The 15,706-nt window shown below is 67.9% G+C and carries 15 protein-coding genes, 1 tRNA gene and 1 pseudogene; 13 read left to right on the forward strand and 4 right to left on the reverse strand.

All coding sequences use genetic code 11. The annotated features are described in order from the left end of the window. Window positions 1-13: 13 nt before the first annotated feature. Window positions 14-520, reverse strand: coding sequence for a CHAP domain-containing protein (locus PIJ50_RS14980; protein ID WP_271976330.1), 507 nt, complete (start codon window positions 518-520; stop codon window positions 14-16). Between the two features lie 263 nt (window positions 521-783). On the opposite strand from PIJ50_RS14980, the gene PIJ50_RS14985 reads away from it, so the two are divergent. Further along, a complete protein-coding gene (locus PIJ50_RS14985; RefSeq protein WP_271976331.1) occupies window positions 784-1,530 on the forward strand; it encodes a 2-dehydro-3-deoxygalactonokinase in 747 nt (248 codons plus the stop codon). 15 nt (window positions 1,531-1,545) lie between these two features. Further along, a complete protein-coding gene (locus PIJ50_RS14990) occupies window positions 1,546-2,418 on the forward strand; it encodes an SMP-30/gluconolactonase/LRE family protein (protein ID WP_271976332.1) in 873 nt (290 codons plus the stop codon). A 6-nt stretch (window positions 2,419-2,424) separates the two neighbouring features. On the opposite strand, the gene PIJ50_RS14995 is transcribed toward PIJ50_RS14990, so the two are convergent. Together PIJ50_RS14995 and PIJ50_RS15000 are read right to left on the reverse strand one after the other, a co-directional pair. After that, entirely contained in the window at window positions 2,425-3,159 is a 735-nt protein-coding gene (locus tag PIJ50_RS14995) for a CDP-alcohol phosphatidyltransferase family protein (RefSeq protein WP_271976333.1), read from the reverse strand. Next, window positions 3,156-3,851: pseudogene (locus tag PIJ50_RS15000) on the reverse strand (phosphatidylserine decarboxylase); the annotation flags it as partial. The gene PIJ50_RS14995 and the pseudogene PIJ50_RS15000, both read right to left, overlap by 4 nt. 150 nt (window positions 3,852-4,001) lie before the next feature. Between PIJ50_RS15000 and PIJ50_RS15005 the strand changes: the two are divergent. Genes PIJ50_RS15005 through PIJ50_RS15025 form a run of 5 tightly spaced genes read left to right on the forward strand, consistent with a single transcriptional unit; the run spans window position 4,002 to window position 10,712 of the window. Next, window positions 4,002-6,119 carry a TonB-dependent siderophore receptor gene (locus tag PIJ50_RS15005; RefSeq protein ID WP_271976337.1) on the forward strand — a complete coding sequence of 706 codons (2,118 nt, stop codon included), beginning with the start codon at window positions 4,002-4,004 and terminating at the stop codon, window positions 6,117-6,119. Then, the gene (locus tag PIJ50_RS15010; RefSeq protein ID WP_442900748.1) at window positions 6,116-6,970 is read left to right on the forward strand and encodes an ABC transporter substrate-binding protein; all 855 of its coding nucleotides are present in this window, start codon (window positions 6,116-6,118) and stop codon (window positions 6,968-6,970) included. The genes PIJ50_RS15005 and PIJ50_RS15010 overlap by 4 nt, the downstream gene beginning before the upstream one ends. Continuing rightward, complete coding sequence (gene fhuB, locus PIJ50_RS15015) at window positions 6,967-8,931, forward strand: Fe(3+)-hydroxamate ABC transporter permease FhuB (protein WP_271976339.1); 1,965 nt, start codon at window positions 6,967-6,969, stop codon at window positions 8,929-8,931. Before PIJ50_RS15010 ends, fhuB begins: the two co-directional genes overlap by 4 nt. Beyond that, window positions 8,928-9,704 (forward strand): ABC transporter ATP-binding protein, encoded by a 777-nt coding sequence (locus PIJ50_RS15020; RefSeq protein ID WP_271976340.1) that lies wholly within the window; start codon window positions 8,928-8,930, stop codon window positions 9,702-9,704. The genes fhuB and PIJ50_RS15020 overlap by 4 nt, the downstream gene beginning before the upstream one ends. Before the next feature lie 9 nt (window positions 9,705-9,713). Then, window positions 9,714-10,712: a siderophore-interacting protein gene (locus tag PIJ50_RS15025; protein ID WP_271976341.1), complete on the forward strand. Its 999-nt coding sequence runs from the start codon at window positions 9,714-9,716 to the stop codon at window positions 10,710-10,712. 148 nt (window positions 10,713-10,860) lie between these two features. Here PIJ50_RS15025 and PIJ50_RS15030 read toward each other — a convergent pair. Next, window positions 10,861-10,945, reverse strand: a tRNA-Leu gene (locus tag PIJ50_RS15030). Between the two features lie 147 nt (window positions 10,946-11,092). Here PIJ50_RS15030 and PIJ50_RS15035 point away from each other — a divergent pair. The 6 genes from PIJ50_RS15035 to PIJ50_RS16455 form a co-directional block, all read left to right on the forward strand. Then, entirely contained in the window at window positions 11,093-12,064 is a 972-nt protein-coding gene (locus PIJ50_RS15035; RefSeq protein WP_271976342.1) for a complex I NDUFA9 subunit family protein, read from the forward strand. A 14-nt stretch (window positions 12,065-12,078) separates the two neighbouring features. Next, window positions 12,079-12,879 carry an undecaprenyl-diphosphate phosphatase gene (locus PIJ50_RS15040; protein WP_271976344.1) on the forward strand — a complete coding sequence of 267 codons (801 nt, stop codon included), beginning with the start codon at window positions 12,079-12,081 and terminating at the stop codon, window positions 12,877-12,879. Between the two features lie 162 nt (window positions 12,880-13,041). Then, entirely contained in the window at window positions 13,042-14,478 is a 1,437-nt protein-coding gene (locus PIJ50_RS15045; protein WP_271976346.1) for an NAD(P)-dependent oxidoreductase, read from the forward strand. Further along, entirely contained in the window at window positions 14,475-15,137 is a 663-nt protein-coding gene (locus PIJ50_RS15050) for a hypothetical protein (protein WP_271976348.1), read from the forward strand. Before PIJ50_RS15045 ends, PIJ50_RS15050 begins: the two co-directional genes overlap by 4 nt. Before the next feature lie 11 nt (window positions 15,138-15,148). Then, window positions 15,149-15,559, forward strand: a complete 411-nt coding sequence (locus PIJ50_RS15055) for a GFA family protein (protein WP_271976350.1) — start codon at window positions 15,149-15,151, stop codon at window positions 15,557-15,559. Beyond that, on the forward strand, window positions 15,556-15,706 hold a 151-nt coding region (locus tag PIJ50_RS16455), incomplete at its 3' end, for a GFA family protein (RefSeq protein WP_442900749.1). The genes PIJ50_RS15055 and PIJ50_RS16455, both read left to right, overlap by 4 nt.

Below are 15,706 nucleotides of genomic sequence, written 5' to 3' on the forward strand. Positions count from 1 at the left end.
GGCGCATCCCCGTTCACGACAGGTTGGCCGCGCGGTAGATGAAGCCGTAGGTCGGATACACCGCGCCAAAGCTGTTGTAGCGGTTCTGCACGCGCACCTGCGACCAGTCGTTCTTTTCGGACACGTCGATCACCATCGTGTCGGTGGTGATGCGGTTGCGTTCCCAGTTGGCCTGATCGACCAGGATGCGGCGCGAATCCACCACATGCGACACCACGGCCACATGGCCCATCGGCATCTTGTGCGTCTTGCGGAACGTCAGCACCGACCCCGCCACGGGCACCAAACCCTTGGGGTAGTTGGCCCCCGCGCCTTCCCACCAAGTCCAGGCGTTGCCCTTGATCTCGATCCCTGACACAGCGCGGGCGAAGGGCACGCACCAGATCCGGCGCAGGTGGCGCATGTCCTGCGTGGCGTCGTTGACGGCCACCCGAAGATCGTCGCGGGTCATCTGTTCGACATAGACCTGACGCGCCCCGGCGTCGGCGAAGGCCGTCCCCGGAAGGGTTAGGGAAAGCACAAGAAGAACCCGTCCGAAAACTCCGGCCATCCGCATTGTCCGCAATATCCCCGATCGTGCAGGCGCTGGTCCTGCCGCGCCTGCCCCATACAGACGCCTTGTCACGCGATCTTCTTTCCGTGAAAGCCCGCCCCCCGCGCAACCTTTTCGGCGCACCGCGCAGTGACCTGCGCGAAAACCTGCCCATTTGGGCGGGACATGGGAACAAAGTCGCTGATGCCGGATGCATTGATCTTCGCCGGTCTTTCGCCCATCTGCCGGTCATGGACTGGATCGCGGTGGATCGTGGCGCACGCCTGCGCTTGTGGAAGATGAACGGGACCACGGTGCTGGGACGGGCCGACGCCCCCCGCCCCGAGACGCGGGAGGCGCTGCTGGCGGCCCTGCCCGAACGAAGCGGGCCCGTGGTCGTGGCGGGGGCGGCGGACCTGTGGGACCTGTGGTCACCCCTGCCTGCCGCGGTGCCCGCGCCGGTTCTGCGGGACGGGCTGCACCTTCTTCCCGGGCTGAGGCAGGACCGCCCGCTGCCCGATGCGGTGAACGGGGCCATGGCGCCCATCGCGGGGCTTCTGGCGGTGCATCCGCAGTTCGACGGCACCCTCGTGGTGGCGGGCGAACGGACGGTCTGGGCCTCCCTCAGCGCGGGGGAGGTGACGGACACGCGCAGCACGCTCACGGGCCGCCTGTTCGACGCGCTGGCCACGGGCGGCACGGTGGACGAACGGGCCTTCGCGGCGGCGCTGCCCGCCACGCTGTCGCGCCCGGAAACGCTGGCCGCGCAACTGGCGGTTCCCGGGCGGGACGACGCGCATCTGGCTGCCGCCCTGATCGGCGCGGAACTGGCGGCAACAAAGGCGTGGTGGCTGGGTCGGTCCGTTCTGGTCACCGGGGAAGGCGCGCTGCCCGATTTGCTGGTGCGGGCCCTTTCGGCGCAGGGCGTGTCGGCCCGTGCTGTTCCGGAGGAGGAGTTGTGGCTGGCCGGCCTGCGCCCGCGCCCCATATCCGCCTGAACGGCAGGAGGCGGCATGCAGGTATTCGACGCGACGCGGTGCGAACTGGGCGAGGGGCTGTTGTGGCATCCCGAACGCGGGCAGATCTTCTGGCTCGACATTCCGGGACAGCGGCTGCACAGCCGGACGGACGCCGGGCCCTTGTCGTGGGACTTGCCCGAAACCGTGTCCGCGCTGGGCTGGATCGACCGCGACCGTCTGCTGCTTGGGTCGGAGACCGGCCTGTTACGGTTCGACCTGCGGGACGGTGGCTGGGACCGTCTGGTCGCGATCGAAGCGGACGATCCCGGCACGCGCGGCAATGACGGCAGCGCAGACCCCTGGGGCGGCTTCTGGCTGGGCACCATGGGCCGGAAGGGCGAGGAGGGGCGGGGCGCCCTTTATCGCTGGTATCGGGGGGAACTGCGGGTGATCCGCAAGCCGATGACCACGCCCAACGCCATGGCCTTCGACACGGCGCGCAACCGGATCTATGTCAGCGACACGCCGGACCACATTGTCTGGATGTGGACGCTGGACGCCGAAGGCTGGCCCGAGGGCGCGCCGCAGGTGTTCCTTGATCTGTCGGTGGAAGAGCTGAACCCCGATGGCGGCGTCGTGGACACTGAAGGGCGGTTCTGGTCGGCGCAGTTCGGCGCGGGCCGCGTCGCCTGCTACAGCCCGGAGGGAGAGTTCCTGAGGGCCGAGCCCTTGCCCGCCTCGCAGACCAGTTGTCCTGCCTTTGGCGGCCCCGATCTGGACGTGCTGTTCGTCACCACGGGGCAGGAGAACATGACGGCCGAGGAGCGGGCCCGGGAGCCGCAGGCGGGCATGACCTTCCACGCCCGTCTTGTCCTTGATGGCCGCCCAGTGCGTGGAACAGCGGCCCCGCGAGTGGATGCGAGCTGACGCGCCTCAGTCCTGCGACGGCTTTTTCCGCCACAGGCGCGGGCGGCGGACCGACCACAGGACCACCAGAAGATAGGCCACGTCCAGCGCCAGCAGCCCCTGCCATGGCCAGGTGAACAGGATCGCGCCCAGCGCGATCACGCCCACAAAGACATAGCGCATGTTCTGCGGGCCCAGCTGCACCAGCTTCAGGGACGGGGTGCGGATGCGGCTGATCAGCAGCCAGCCCACAAAGACCAGCCACAGCGCCACCACGGCCGGGGGCAGCGGCCCGAAGGCGCGATCCACCGCGATGGGCATCAGCGCCAGCATCGCCCCGGCGGGCGAGGGGACGCCGGTGAACCAGCCCGGCATCGCGTCCGCCTCGGTTGACTTGGTGCCGACGTTGAAGCGCGCCAGCCGCATGACGCAGCAGATCACGTAGATCAGCACCGCGACCCAGCCGAGGCCGCCGGTCCCGAACAGCGTGAAATAGACCAGAAGGCCCGTCGCCGCGCCGAAGTTCAGAAAATCGGCGAGGCTGTCCAGTTCGGCCCCGATGGCGCTTTCGCTTTGCAGCATCCGGGCCAGACGCCCGTCCAGCCCGTCAAGGATGGCCGCCAGCACGATCAGCAGGATCGCCTGGTCGGGCCGTCCCTCGATCGCGAAGCGGATGGCGGTCAGGCCCGCGCAGATGGCGCCCAGCGTCATCAGGTTGGGCACCTGCTGCGCCAGGCTCAGGCGGCGGGGCGGGCGGCTCATGTCGCGCGGGCGGGCAGGGCCGCCTGTTCGCCGGTCAGGCGGGCCAGCACGGTTTCGCCGGCGATGGTGGTCTGGCCGGGGGCGACCAGCGGCTCCACCCCGTCGGGCAGATAGACGTCAAGGCGCGACCCGAAGCGGATCAGGCCGAAGCGCTCGCCCGCGACCAGCGGCTCCCCTTCCTTGACGAAGGGCAGGATGCGGCGGGCGACCAGACCCGCGATCTGCACGCAGGCGATGTCATGCCCCGTGGGCGTGCGGATCAGAAGCGCGTTGCGTTCGTTGTGGATCGACGCCTTGTCCAGCGACGCGTTGAAGAACTTGCCCGGCGTGTAGGCCATCTTCGTCAACAGCCCCGACACCGGCGCGCGGTTCACGTGCACGTTGAACACCGACATGAAGATGGAGATGCGCATCCGCGGCGTGGGGTCCAAGCCCAGTTCCGGCGGCGGCACCGCCCGTTCCATCTGCGAGATCAGGCCGTCGGCGGGGCTGATGACCAGCCCGTCCCCGATTGGCGTGTACCGGACCGGATCGCGGAAGAAGTAGTAGCACCAGATCGTCAGCACCACACCGAGCCAGCCCAAGGGCTCCCACAGCCAGAACAGGATCAGCGTGACGACGGCGAAGATGCCGACGAAACGCCACCCTTCGGGATGCATGGGTTTGAAGACGACGTCGGACATGCGCATGGGCGAGGATTTCCTTTTCGGGTTCGGCTGTGAATATCGTCAAATATGGGGTTCCCGCAACACCGACCCGAAATCTTACTGAAACAGTAGGATTTCATTGCCGACCGCAGATGCGCTTGATATGGGGCCTCCATCGCGTTTTCGGAGGGTTCCATGCGTCTTCACCGTCCACTTCTTTTGGGTGCCAGCGTGCTTGCGCTGACATGTGCCGCCCAGGCGCAGACCGAGGTGACGGTTCTTGCGCCCATCATCGTGGACGGATCCGAAGATCCCACCGGTCCCGCCGGCGGCTTCGTGGCCACCTCGCAGGCCAGCGCCACGAAGACCGACACCCCCCGTCTGGAAACGCAGCAGACCGATTCCGTCGTGACGGCCGAACAGATCGAGGCGCAGGGCGCCACCACGCTGGGACAGGCGCTGAACTATTCCTCCGGCGTGTTCGGCGAACCCTTCGGTCTGGACGCCCGCGGCGACAGCCCGCGTCTGCGCGGCTTTGATGGCGGCAACTCGCAGTTCCTGAACGGGCTGAAGCTGCTGCGGACCTCCACCACCCCGTCGTTCGAGGTCTACGGGCTGGAGCGGGTGGAGGTGCTGCACGGCCCCGCAGGCGTGCTTTACGGTGCGGGCAACCCGGGCGGCATGATCAACCAGATCCAGAAGCGCCCCCAGTTCGACGATTTCAACGAGGCGGGCCTGTCCTTCGGCACCAACCAGCGGGCCGAAACCTTCTTCGACCTGAACCGCACGATCACGCCCGACGTGGCCTACCGCTTCACCGGCGTGCTGCGCCACCAGAACGGCAACGCCGAGGAGATCAACGACGACCGCGTCTACCTTGCCCCCAGCGCGACATGGGAGATCGACGGACAGAACACCGTGACCTTCCTCGGCTCCTATCAGTGGGACAACCCGGAGCAGCCGACGGCGACGGACATCTCGACCCTCGCCTCGGGCAACGATCCGCTGGGCCCCGACTTCTATCTGGGCGAGGAGAATTTCAACGAGTCCGACCGCCGGCAGATCAATGTCGGCCTGGAGTGGGAGCATCGGTTCAACGACAGCTGGACGCTGAACCAGGCGTTCCGGTACCAGACGTTCGACTGGGACTACCAATGGCTGTATTTCAGCGCGTTCAATTCCGACGACACGGTGGCACGGGCCGCGATCCGGCAAGGCGAGGACACCTCCACGCTGAACCTCGACACCCGTCTGAGCGGTGAGGTCATGACAGGCGCGGTGCAGCACAAGCTGCTCTTCGGGCTCGACATCCGCAAGTTCGACGAAAAGCTGAGCACCGAATTCGGACGGGCCGGCACCACGGGCGTCCTGCCGCCCCTGTCGATCTCCGATCCCAGCTACGGCTCCGACATCGATCCGGAATGGTGGTACACCTCCACCAGCGATCTGACCTTCCGGCAGACGGGTCTGTACGTTCAGGATGAACTGTCCTTCGGCGGCTGGCGCGCGAGCCTGGGCTTGCGCCACGATTGGACCAGCCGGGAGGGCGAGACCTACACGAACTTCGCGGGCGGCACCGATATCGACCAGGACGCCAGCGAGACGACGGGCCGCGCGGGCCTGTCCTATGTCTTCGCGAACGGCCTTGCGCCCTTTGTCAGCTATTCGACCGCCTTCGACCCTCTGACGGAAACCGACGCGGTGTCGGGGCGTGTCCTGGATCCCACGACGGCCAAACAATGGGAGGCCGGCGTGAAGTACGAGCCCACGTTCTTCCGCGGCTTCTTCACAGCCTCGGTGTTCGATCTTGAACAGGACAATGTCAGCGTGCGTGTGCTGAACGCCTCGGGCGTGCCGGAAACCCGCCAGCGCGGACAGGTGCGGTCGAAAGGCTTCGAGCTGGAGGGCACGGCGGAACTGACGGACAACTGGACCGCCAAGGGCGCCTACAGCTACACCGACGCCGAAACCGAAAGCGGTGACTTCACCGGGCTGACGCCGGAGAACTCTCCCGAAGATGTGGCCAGCCTCTGGGTCGGCTATGATTTCGCGGACGGAACGCGGCTGGAAGGGCTGAACGTGGGCGGTGGCGTCCGCTACATCGGGGAACGCTTTGGCGATGCCAGCAACCTTTACAAGATGAGCGACGAGACGCTGCTGGACGCCTCGGTCAGCTATGAACGGGAAGCGTTCGAAGCCCGCCTGACGGTCCAGAACCTGACCGACGAGGAGTATCTGGCCAATTGCGGCACGTTCGGCTGCACCTATGGCGCCGGGCGCACCGTCGTGGCGGACATCGCCTACAAGTGGTGACACGGCGGCGGGTCCTGTCGCTTCTTGCGGCGTCCTTCGTGGCGCCGCGCCTTGCGCTCGGCGCGGTCCCCCTGCGGCTGGCGGCCGTGGACTGGGCGATGCTGGAAACGGCCATAGCCCTAGGCAACACCCCCGTGGCGGCGTGCGAGGTGAAGGGCTTCCGGCGCGACGCCGTGACGCCCGTGCTGCCGCCGGACATCGTCGATCTGGGTCTGCGCGGCGCGCCCAACTTCGAACTGATGCAGATCGTGCGGCCCGACCTGATCCTGTCCTCCCCCTATTACGTCCGTCACCTTGCGCGGATGGAGCCGATCGCCCCCGTCCTGACGCTGCCCTTCTTCGTGCCGGGGGAGGCGCCCTTGCCCAAGGCCATGGCCGCGCTGACCGAATTGGGCGCGCGGATCGGGGCCGATCCCGCCCCGGCCCTTGCGGCCGCCGAAGCGGAGTTTGCCGCGGCCCGCGACCGGCTGGCCCCTGTTGCGGACCGGCCCGTCTATCTGGTGAACATCGGCGATTCGCGGCACTTCCGGGCCTTTGGAGCCGACAGCCTGTTCGGCAACGTGCTGGAACGGGCGGGCCTGACCAACGCCTGGGCCGACCGCACGCGGTTCGCCTTCACGGCCTCCGTCCCGATCGAGGCGCTGGCCGCGCGGCCCGAGGCGCGGATCGTCGTGATCGGCGCCCCGCCCGTGCAGACCGAAGCGGAGTTGCGCCGTTCCGTCCTGTGGAACCACCTTCCCGCCGTGGCCGAACGCCGGCTGCACCGTCTGCCCGAAATCAGCCCCTTCGGGGGCATCCTCGCCGCTCGCCGCTTTGCGACCGAACTGGTCCACGCGCTGGGGGCGGCATGATCCGCGCTTTGCCCTTCTTTTTGGCCGCGGGCGTGGCGGCGGCCCTGTGGGTCCATGCGGCACTGACGCTCGTGCCGCTGTCGGACTGGCCCGCATGGCCCTTTGATCCCGACACCATGACCCTGCCGCAGATCCTTTTGGCCTTCGGGCAGATGCCGCGCGGTGTGGTGGCGCTGTTGGTGGGCGCGGCGCTGGGCCTGTCGGGGGCGGTGTTGCAGGCGGTCTTGCGCAATCCGGCCGCCGATCCAACAACGCTCGGCATTTCCTCGGGCGCGCAGCTGGCGGTGGTGGTGGCCACGATCTTCGCGCCGGGCGTGCTGGACGGGGGGCGCTGGCCCGTGGCGCTGGCCGGGGCGGGGATCGCGGCGGGGCTGGTGGTGGCGCTGGGCGCGCGCCGGGCCTTCGCGCCCGTGACGATGGTCATCGCGGGGCTTCTGGTGGGGCTGACGGCGGCGTCCCTGTCCACTGCGATCACGCTGGCGCAGGGAGAGTATCTGCTGACGCTGGTGATGTGGAACAGCGGATCGCTGGTGCAGCAGGACTGGTCCACCGTGCGCGGGCTGGCGGCGGTTCTGGCGGTCTGCGCCGTGGGGGCGGCGCTTCTGGCCCGCCCGCTGCGGGTCCTGTCGTTGGGCGAAGGGGCGTCCGCGCTTGGCCTGAACGTGGCGGGGGTGCGGCTGGCCGTGATCGGGCTGGCGGTCTGGCTGGCAGCCAGCGTCACGGCGGCCGTCGGGCTTGTGGTCTTTGTCGGCCTTGCCGCGCCGGCCATTGCCCGCGCCGCCGGGGCACGGCGGCACGGGCAGGTGCTTTTGGTGGCGCCGCTGGCCGGGGCGCTGCTCCTGTCCCTTTGCGATGGCGCGGTCCTGTGGGTTGCCGGTGCTGGGGGCGAGATGTTTCCCACAGGTGCCGTGACCGGCCTGATCGGCGGGCCGCTGCTGTTGTGGCTGACGATGCGGATGCGCGTGACGGTGCCGCCGCAGCGTGATGGCGGCGGCGCGGTTCCCCGCCTGTCCCGCCCGTTGCCGGTTCTGGCGCTGTTAGCGGGGGCGCTGGCGCTGGCCGTCCTTGCGCTGATCTGGGTGGGCCGGGTGCCGGGCGGATGGGTGGTGCTGGACGCCCAGAGCTTTGCCGATTTCCTGCCCACCCGCCTGCCGCGTCTTGCGGCAGCGGGGGCGGCGGGGGCGATCCTTGCGCTGGCGGGGGCGATCCTGCAGCGGATGACGGCCAATCCCCTCGCCTCGCCCGAGGTGCTGGGCGTGTCGGGCGGCGCCTCGCTGGGTTTTGCGCTGGTGGTGTTTCTTGTGGCGCAGCCCACGGCGGGGGGGCTGCTGGCGGGTACCATGGCGGGCGGGGCAGTTGTGCTGGCCGTGGTGGGCGCGCTGGCCCTGCGGGCGGGCGCCACGCCCGAACGCCTTCTGCTGGCGGGCATCGCGCTGTCCTCCCTCGCCTCGGCCGTGCTGTCGGCGATGATGAGCCTGGGGGACGCGCGATCCTGGAAGGTGCTGGAATGGCTGGGCGGGTCGTCGGCGGCGGTGACGCCCACGGGGGCCGGGGCGCTGTGCATCCTTGCGGTGGTGGCCTTGGCGCTGGCGCTGGCCATGACGCGCTGGCTGGCCGTGATGCCCTTGGGCGACGGGGTGGCGGGGGCGCTGGGGCTGCCGCTGCGGCGCGTCCGGCTGGCGCTGATCCTTCTGGCGGGCTTTGGCACAGGGGCAGCGACGCTTCTGGTCGGGCCCCTGTCCTTTGTCGGCCTGATGGCGCCACACATCGCGCGGCGGTCTGGCTTCGCCCGGCCGGCCGGGCATCTGGCCGGGTCTGCCCTGATCGGCGCGCTCTTGATGATCCTGTCGGATTTCGGCGCGCGCATGGCCACCTTTCCCTATGAACTGCCGCTGGGCCTTTTCGCGTCGCTGATCGGCGCGCCCTATCTGGTCTGGCTGATCCTGCGGAGGCACGCATGACCCCCCTTTTCGACCTGCGCGACCTGCGGGTGTCTGTTCCGGGCCGCGTGCTGCTGCACGGCGTGTCGCTGTCGATCCCGGCCGGGCGGATGGTGGCCCTGATCGGGCATAACGGGTCAGGCAAGTCGACGCTTCTGAAGACGCTGGCGCGCCAGATGCGGCCCGAATCGGGCCATCTGGCGTTCGAAAGCCGGGCGCTGGCTTATTGGCCCGCCCGCGATCTGGCGCGGCGTCTGGCCTATCTGCCGCAGCACACCCCGCCGGCCGAGGGGATGACGGTACGCGAACTCGTGGCGCTGGGCCGTTATCCATGGCACGGCGCGCTGGGCCGCGTTACGCCCCATGACCGCCGGGTGGTGGAGGCCGCGATCGCCGAATGCGGCATCGGCCCCTTTGCCGACCGGCTGGTGGACACCCTGTCGGGCGGCGAACGCCAGCGGGCGTGGCTGGCCATGACCGTGGCGCAGGAGGCGGGCTGCCTTCTGCTGGACGAACCGATCAGCGCCCTCGACATCGCCCATCAGGTGGAGGTGCTGTCGCTGGTCCACCGCATGTGCCGCGATCAGGGGCGCGGGGTGATCGTGGTGCTGCACGACGTGAACATGGCCGCCCGCTTCTGCGACCAGGTGATCGCCCTGCGCGCGGGACACGTCGTGATGCAGGGCACGCCTTCCGAACTGATGACAGAGTTGTGCTTGGCTAAAGTTTACGGAATTGGTATGGAAATCGTGACTCAGCCATCGACCGGCGCACCGGTCGCTTTTCCGCGTTAGGAGACAGCCTTGGAACGGACGACGGCTTTTCTGGATATTCCTGCGGCGACCTTTCTTCCCGGCCTGATCCAGCGCGCGGCGGAACTGGAAATGGCGGTGGCCGACACCCCGCGCGGCAAGGCGGTAGAACTGTATTACGGCACGCTGGAGGTGATCGACACCGGCCCGCGCACCACGGTGGAACTCACCTCCTCGGACGCGGCGCGGCTTTTGAACCTGCGCGACACGCTGACCTGGCATCTGGACCAGGTCGGGCTGAAGCATTGCATCACCTGGGCCAAGATGAAGGGCGGCGCCAACCCGGCGAACCTGGCGCTGGGCCACGTGGTTTGGGTCAGCGAGATCTCCCCTAATTTCACGCGGGTGCGGCTGGCGGGGAACTACACCCGCTTTCTGGAAGGCGGCTTCCACTTCCGCCTGCTGCTGGGCCCGAAGGAACTGGGCTGGCCGTCCACCGACGACACCGGGGGCACGGTCTGGCCCGGCGGGTTGAGCCAGTGGCACCGCCCCGTCTACACCGTCCGCGGCATCTGCCCGGAAGGGCGCTGGATCGACTTCGACATCTTCCGCCATGAAGGCGGCCGCGCGAACGACTGGATCGCCACGCTGGAGATGGGCGAGGAGGTCGGAATCACCGGCCCCGGCGGCACCGGCCATGTCGAGGCCCCGTGGGTCGGCCTGTTCGGCGACGAGACCGCCCTTCCGGCGGTGCTGCGTATGATTCGCGGCGCGCCCGAGGGCACGTGCGGCGAGGCGGTGCTTCTGGTGCCGACCAAGGCCGATATCCAGACGGTAGCCCTGCCCCCCGGCATCACCCTGCGCTGGCTGTGCCGCGACGAAGGCGGTGTTCTGATGGACGCCTTCCGCGCCCTGCAGGTGCCCGAAGGCCCCCGCTACGTCTTCTACGCCGGTGAAAAGGCCGAGGTGGCGGCGGCGCGCGATCATGTCGCGACGCTGGGCCTGAAGCGGGGCGAGGCGCACACGCTGGTCTACTGGACCGCCGACTGACCCGATCAGGTCAAAGTTTCAGAAGATGCGCGATGGGCCCGGCCTGTCGCGCATTTTTCTTTGCGGCGCCGTAAGGTCCACGCCGGCAAAGCCTTGGCCCATAACGACAAAGCCCCGCAGCCGAAGCTGCGGGGCTTTCGCCAAGACTTGGTGCCCAGAAGAGGACTCGAACCTCCACGCCTTGCGGCACACGGACCTGAACCGTGCGCGTCTACCAATTCCGCCATCTGGGCCGATGTCGTGAGCGGTGATCTACCGACCTGCGCAGGGGGTGTCAACGGGCAATCGCAAGATTTTTGCAAGAACGTCACAAGACTTGCCCGACCCCTTCTGCCAGCGTATCTCGAACACCGTAAGCCAAGGCCCGGGAGAATTTGGGGATGAGCAAGCTGGTCACGATCTTCGGAGGGTCCGGTTTCGTCGGGCGCTATGTGGTGCAGCGTCTGGCCCGCGAAGGGTGGCGCATCCGCATCGCCGTCCGCCACCCGAACCAGGCGCTGTTCCTGAAGCCCTATGGCGCCGTGGGGCAGGTGGAGCCGGTCTTCTGCAACATCCGCGACGACGCCTCGGTGCGGCAGGTGCTGCAGGGGGCGGACGCGGTGGTGAACTGCGTGGGCATCCTGAGCCCCGGCGGCCGCAACACGTTCAAGGCGGTGCAGGCCGAAGGCCCCGGCCGCATCGCGCGGCTGGCGGTGGAGGCGGGCGCGACGCGTCTGGTCCATCTGTCGGCCATTGGCGCGGACGCGGGAAGCGACATCCCCTATGCCCGCACCAAGGCCGAAGGTGAGGCGGCGGTTCTGGCGGCCTTCCCCACGGCCGTGATCCTGCGCCCCTCCGTCATCTTCGGGCCGGAGGACGATTTCTTCAACAGATTCGCCGCCATGTCGCGCCGCTGGCCGGTGCTGCCCGTGGTGCATGGTAAGACGCGGTTCCAGCCGGTCTATGTCGATGACGTGGCCAAGGCCGTTGTCGCCGGGATCGAGCGTGCGGCTCCGGGCGTCTACGAACTGGGCGGTCCGATGCCTGAGGCGTTCCGGGACCTGATGCGCCAGATGCTGACCATCGTGATGCGCAAGCGCCCGCTGCTGGATCTGCCGGTCGGTCTAGCCGGCGTCATGGCGGCGACGCTGGACGGCGTGCAGAAGATCACGGGCGGGCTGGTGTCCAACAAGACGCTGACGCGCGACCAGCTGCGCCTTCTGGCGCGCGACAACGTCGTGTCGCCCGGCGCCCGCGGCTTTGCCGACCTCGACATCGCCCCGCAGGCGTTCGAAGCGGTGATCCCCGAATACCTGTGGCCCTTCCGGCCGACGGGCCAATACGCGCGCCTGCGCCCCTCCATCAAACTTTGAAGGTCTGAACACCGATGCACGACGCGCTCGAAGCCCTCTTCCTTGGCGTGGTGGAGGGGCTGACCGAGTTCATCCCCGTCTCCTCCACCGGTCACCTTCTTCTGGTAGGGCATTTCATCGGCTTCGAAAGCGCCGGCAACAGCTTTGCGGTGATGATCCAGCTGGGCGCCGTTCTTGCGGTGCTGAGCGTCTATGCCGCCCGCCTGTGGGAGGTGGTGCGCGCCGCCCCGCACGATCCGGCCGCGCGGCGCTTCGTGGCGTCCGTCCTGATCGCGTTCCTGCCGGCGGTGGTGATCGGGGTGCTGGCGCATGACCTGATCAAGACCGTCCTGTTCGAAACCCCCCGCCTGATCGCGCTGATGCTGATTCTGGGGGGCGTGGTGCTGTTGTTCGTGGACCGGATGGCGGTTGCGCCCAAGCATGACGATGCGATGCGCCTGCCGGTATGGACCGCGTTCCGCATCGGGCTGATCCAGTGCCTTGCGATGATTCCGGGGGTATCCCGGTCCGGAGCCACGATCGTGGGGGCGCTGGCCTTGGGGTGCAGCAAGAAGGCGGCGGCGGAGTTCTCGTTCTTTTTGTCCATGCCCACGATGCTGGGGGCCTTCACCTACGACCTTTACAAAACGCGCGACCAGCTGGACGCGGGGCAGGCGGGGCTGATCGCCATCGGCTTTGTCGCGGCCTTTCTGTCCGGCCTCTGCGTGGTGCGCTGGCTGCTGGGTTATGTGGCGCGGCGTGGCTATGCCATCTTCGGATGGTGGCGAATCGTGGTGGGCACCTTGTCCCTGATCGCCCTGTCGGTGTGGGGCTGACAGCTATAGGTAATGTATGATGACCTATAAATTTGCCGATCCCACGAGGTTTCGGCGGTAGACGCAAAAATTACTGCATAAATGTCAGCTTTGCTGACTTTTATATGCAAATGTCCTGTGCCAGAAAGCGTTCGACCGCCTCTTCGCAAGGATTGCCCTGCCATGGCCACCCAGCGCATGCTGAAATTCGTGACAACCGAACGGGAGATGCCGGAAAAGCGTCTGCCCGATCTGCGTTCGCAGGATTTCGACGAGATTTACCGTGAATTCGCGGATGCCAAGGCGGCGGAGCAGTCCAGCCGGTGCAGCCAGTGCGGCGTGCCCTATTGCCAGTCGCACTGCCCCCTGCACAACAACATCCCCGACTGGCTGCGCATGACGGCCGAGGGGCGGCTGGAGGAGGCCTACAACCTTTCCCAGGCCACCAACACCTTCCCCGAGATCTGCGGCCGCATCTGCCCGCAGGACCGTCTGTGCGAAGGCAACTGCGTGATCGAGCAGTCGGGCCACGGCACCGTCACCATCGGGTCGATCGAGAAATACATCACGGACGCGGCGTGGGAACGCGGCTGGGTCAAGCCCGGCCTTCCGATTGCAGAGCGGACGGAGTCGGTGGGCATCATCGGCGCGGGTCCCGGAGGCCTGTCGGCCGCTGACATGCTGCGCCGTCAGGGCATCCAGGTCACCGTCTACGACCGCTATGATCGCGCGGGCGGGCTGCTGACCTATGGCATCCCCGGTTTCAAGCTGGAAAAGCACGTCGTCATGCGGCGGGTGGAGCAGCTGGAGCAGGCGGGCGTCCAGTTCGTGCTGAACTGCAACGTGGGCACCGACATCAGCTTCGACGCGATCCGTGGCCAGCATGACGCGGTCCTGATCGCGACGGGCGTCTACAAGGCGCGCGACCTGTCCGGCGACGGTATCGGCGCGCATGGCATCGTGCCCGCGCTGGCCTACCTCACCGCGTCGAACCGCAAAAGCTTCGGCGATGAGGTCGAGGCTTATGACAACGGCAACCTGAACGCAGCGGGCAAGCGCGTGGTCGTGATCGGCGGCGGCGACACCGCGATGGACTGCCTGCGCACCGCGATCCGTCAGGGCGCGACATCGGTGAAGTGCCTGTATCGCCGCGACCGGGCCAACATGCCCGGATCCCAGCGCGAAACGCAGAACGCCGAGGAAGAAGGCGTGGAGTTCAACTGGCTGACCGCGCCCAAGGGCTTTGTCGGCACGGATCACGTCGAAGGCGTGATCGTGCAGAAGATGCGCCTGGGGCCGCCCGACGCCACGGGCCGTCAGGCGCCCGAGATCATCGAGGGCGGCGACTATGTGGAGCCGGCCGATCTGGTCATCACCGCCCTCGGCTTCGAGCCGGAGGACCTGCCCTCGCACTGGAACGCGCCGGATCTGGGCACGACCCGCTGGGGCACGATCAAGGCGGATTTCCGCAGCCATGCCACGAACATCCCCGGCGTCTATGCCGTGGGCGACATCGTGCGCGGCGCCTCGCTGGTGGTCTGGGCCATCCGCGACGGGCGCGAGGTGGCGGGCGCCATCCTCGATTATCTGGCGGCCCCGGCCGCGGTGGCGGCGGAATGATCCGCGCGGCGCTTTTGTGCCTGGCGCTGCCGGTGTCGGCGCAGGCGGCGGGGTTTTCCCCGCCCGACGGCTGCACCACCACGCTGACGGTGCAGTCCAAGCAATGCCGGGTGTCGAACTACTACACCTGCCAAGGCGATCCGGCCGGCACCCAGTGGCGCATCGACGCCGACCAGCAGGGTCCGTTCTTCCTGACGCAGACGAATGCCGAGGGGGAGTGGCTGCAAAGCCATGACGGCGCCCCCGAGGGCGCGCAGCGTCTGGGCCAGGTGCAGGACCCCGGTTCCATCCGCACCCTGTTCGATCAGGGGCAGGACGGCTACGACTTCTGGCTGGAGCGTGAGGACGGCACCCGCACCCATGTCACCGGCCGCGACAAGCTGACGGGGGAGGTGGCGGTCATCGACGGGCAAAGCCTGGCGCGGACCCGCTTCTCCTATGCCGAGACGGACGAGAACGGGACGGTCCTGCGCCAGTCGCGCGGGCAGGAATATGTCAGCCGTGAGCTGGGCAGCTTCTTCGCCGGCCCGACCGAACATTCGGACGGGGCCGGCGGATGGCAGCCGTCGAACGGCAGCCCGATGACCTTCGCCTTTCCCGGCGACAAGGGGTTCGAGGCCAGCCAGCCGATCTTCGACTGCGACGCCGTGATTTCGTAAGGGAGAACGAGATGACGACCGGACATTGCCTGTGTGGCGCCGTGCGCGTCACGATCACCGACCTGCCGAAGGGCTTCGGCATCTGCCACTGCAAGATGTGCCAGCGGTGGACCGGCCTCGCCTTTGCCGCCATCGAGGTGCCGGACGCCCACGTGACGGTGGAAGGGGCGGCGCATGTGAAGGCCTTCCGTTCCTCGGACAGCAGCACGCGGTCGTTCTGCGACACCTGCGGATCGACGCTGTGGTTCCGCGACGATGGCCAGTCAAGCTATGAAATCCCGCTGGGGATGCTGGACGACACGGAGGGCCTGACCGTCACGCATGAGGTCTTCGTGGACCGCAAGGCTGCGGGTTGGTCGGTGGGCGGGCATCACCGCATGGAAACCGAGGCCGACTATTTTGCGCGAAAGGGGCGGTCATGAACGGACATTGCCTGTGCGGGGCCGTGCAGGTCGCGCTGACCGAACGGCCGGACGATCTGCATGTCTGCCATTGCGGCACCTGCCGCCGTCAGGGCGGCGTCGGCTTTGCCCTGATGGTGAAGGCCGGTGCCCTGACGGTTCAGGGCG

This window comes from Falsirhodobacter sp. 20TX0035 (assembly GCF_028307215.1).
Classification (GTDB): Bacteria; Pseudomonadota; Alphaproteobacteria; order Rhodobacterales; family Rhodobacteraceae; genus Falsirhodobacter.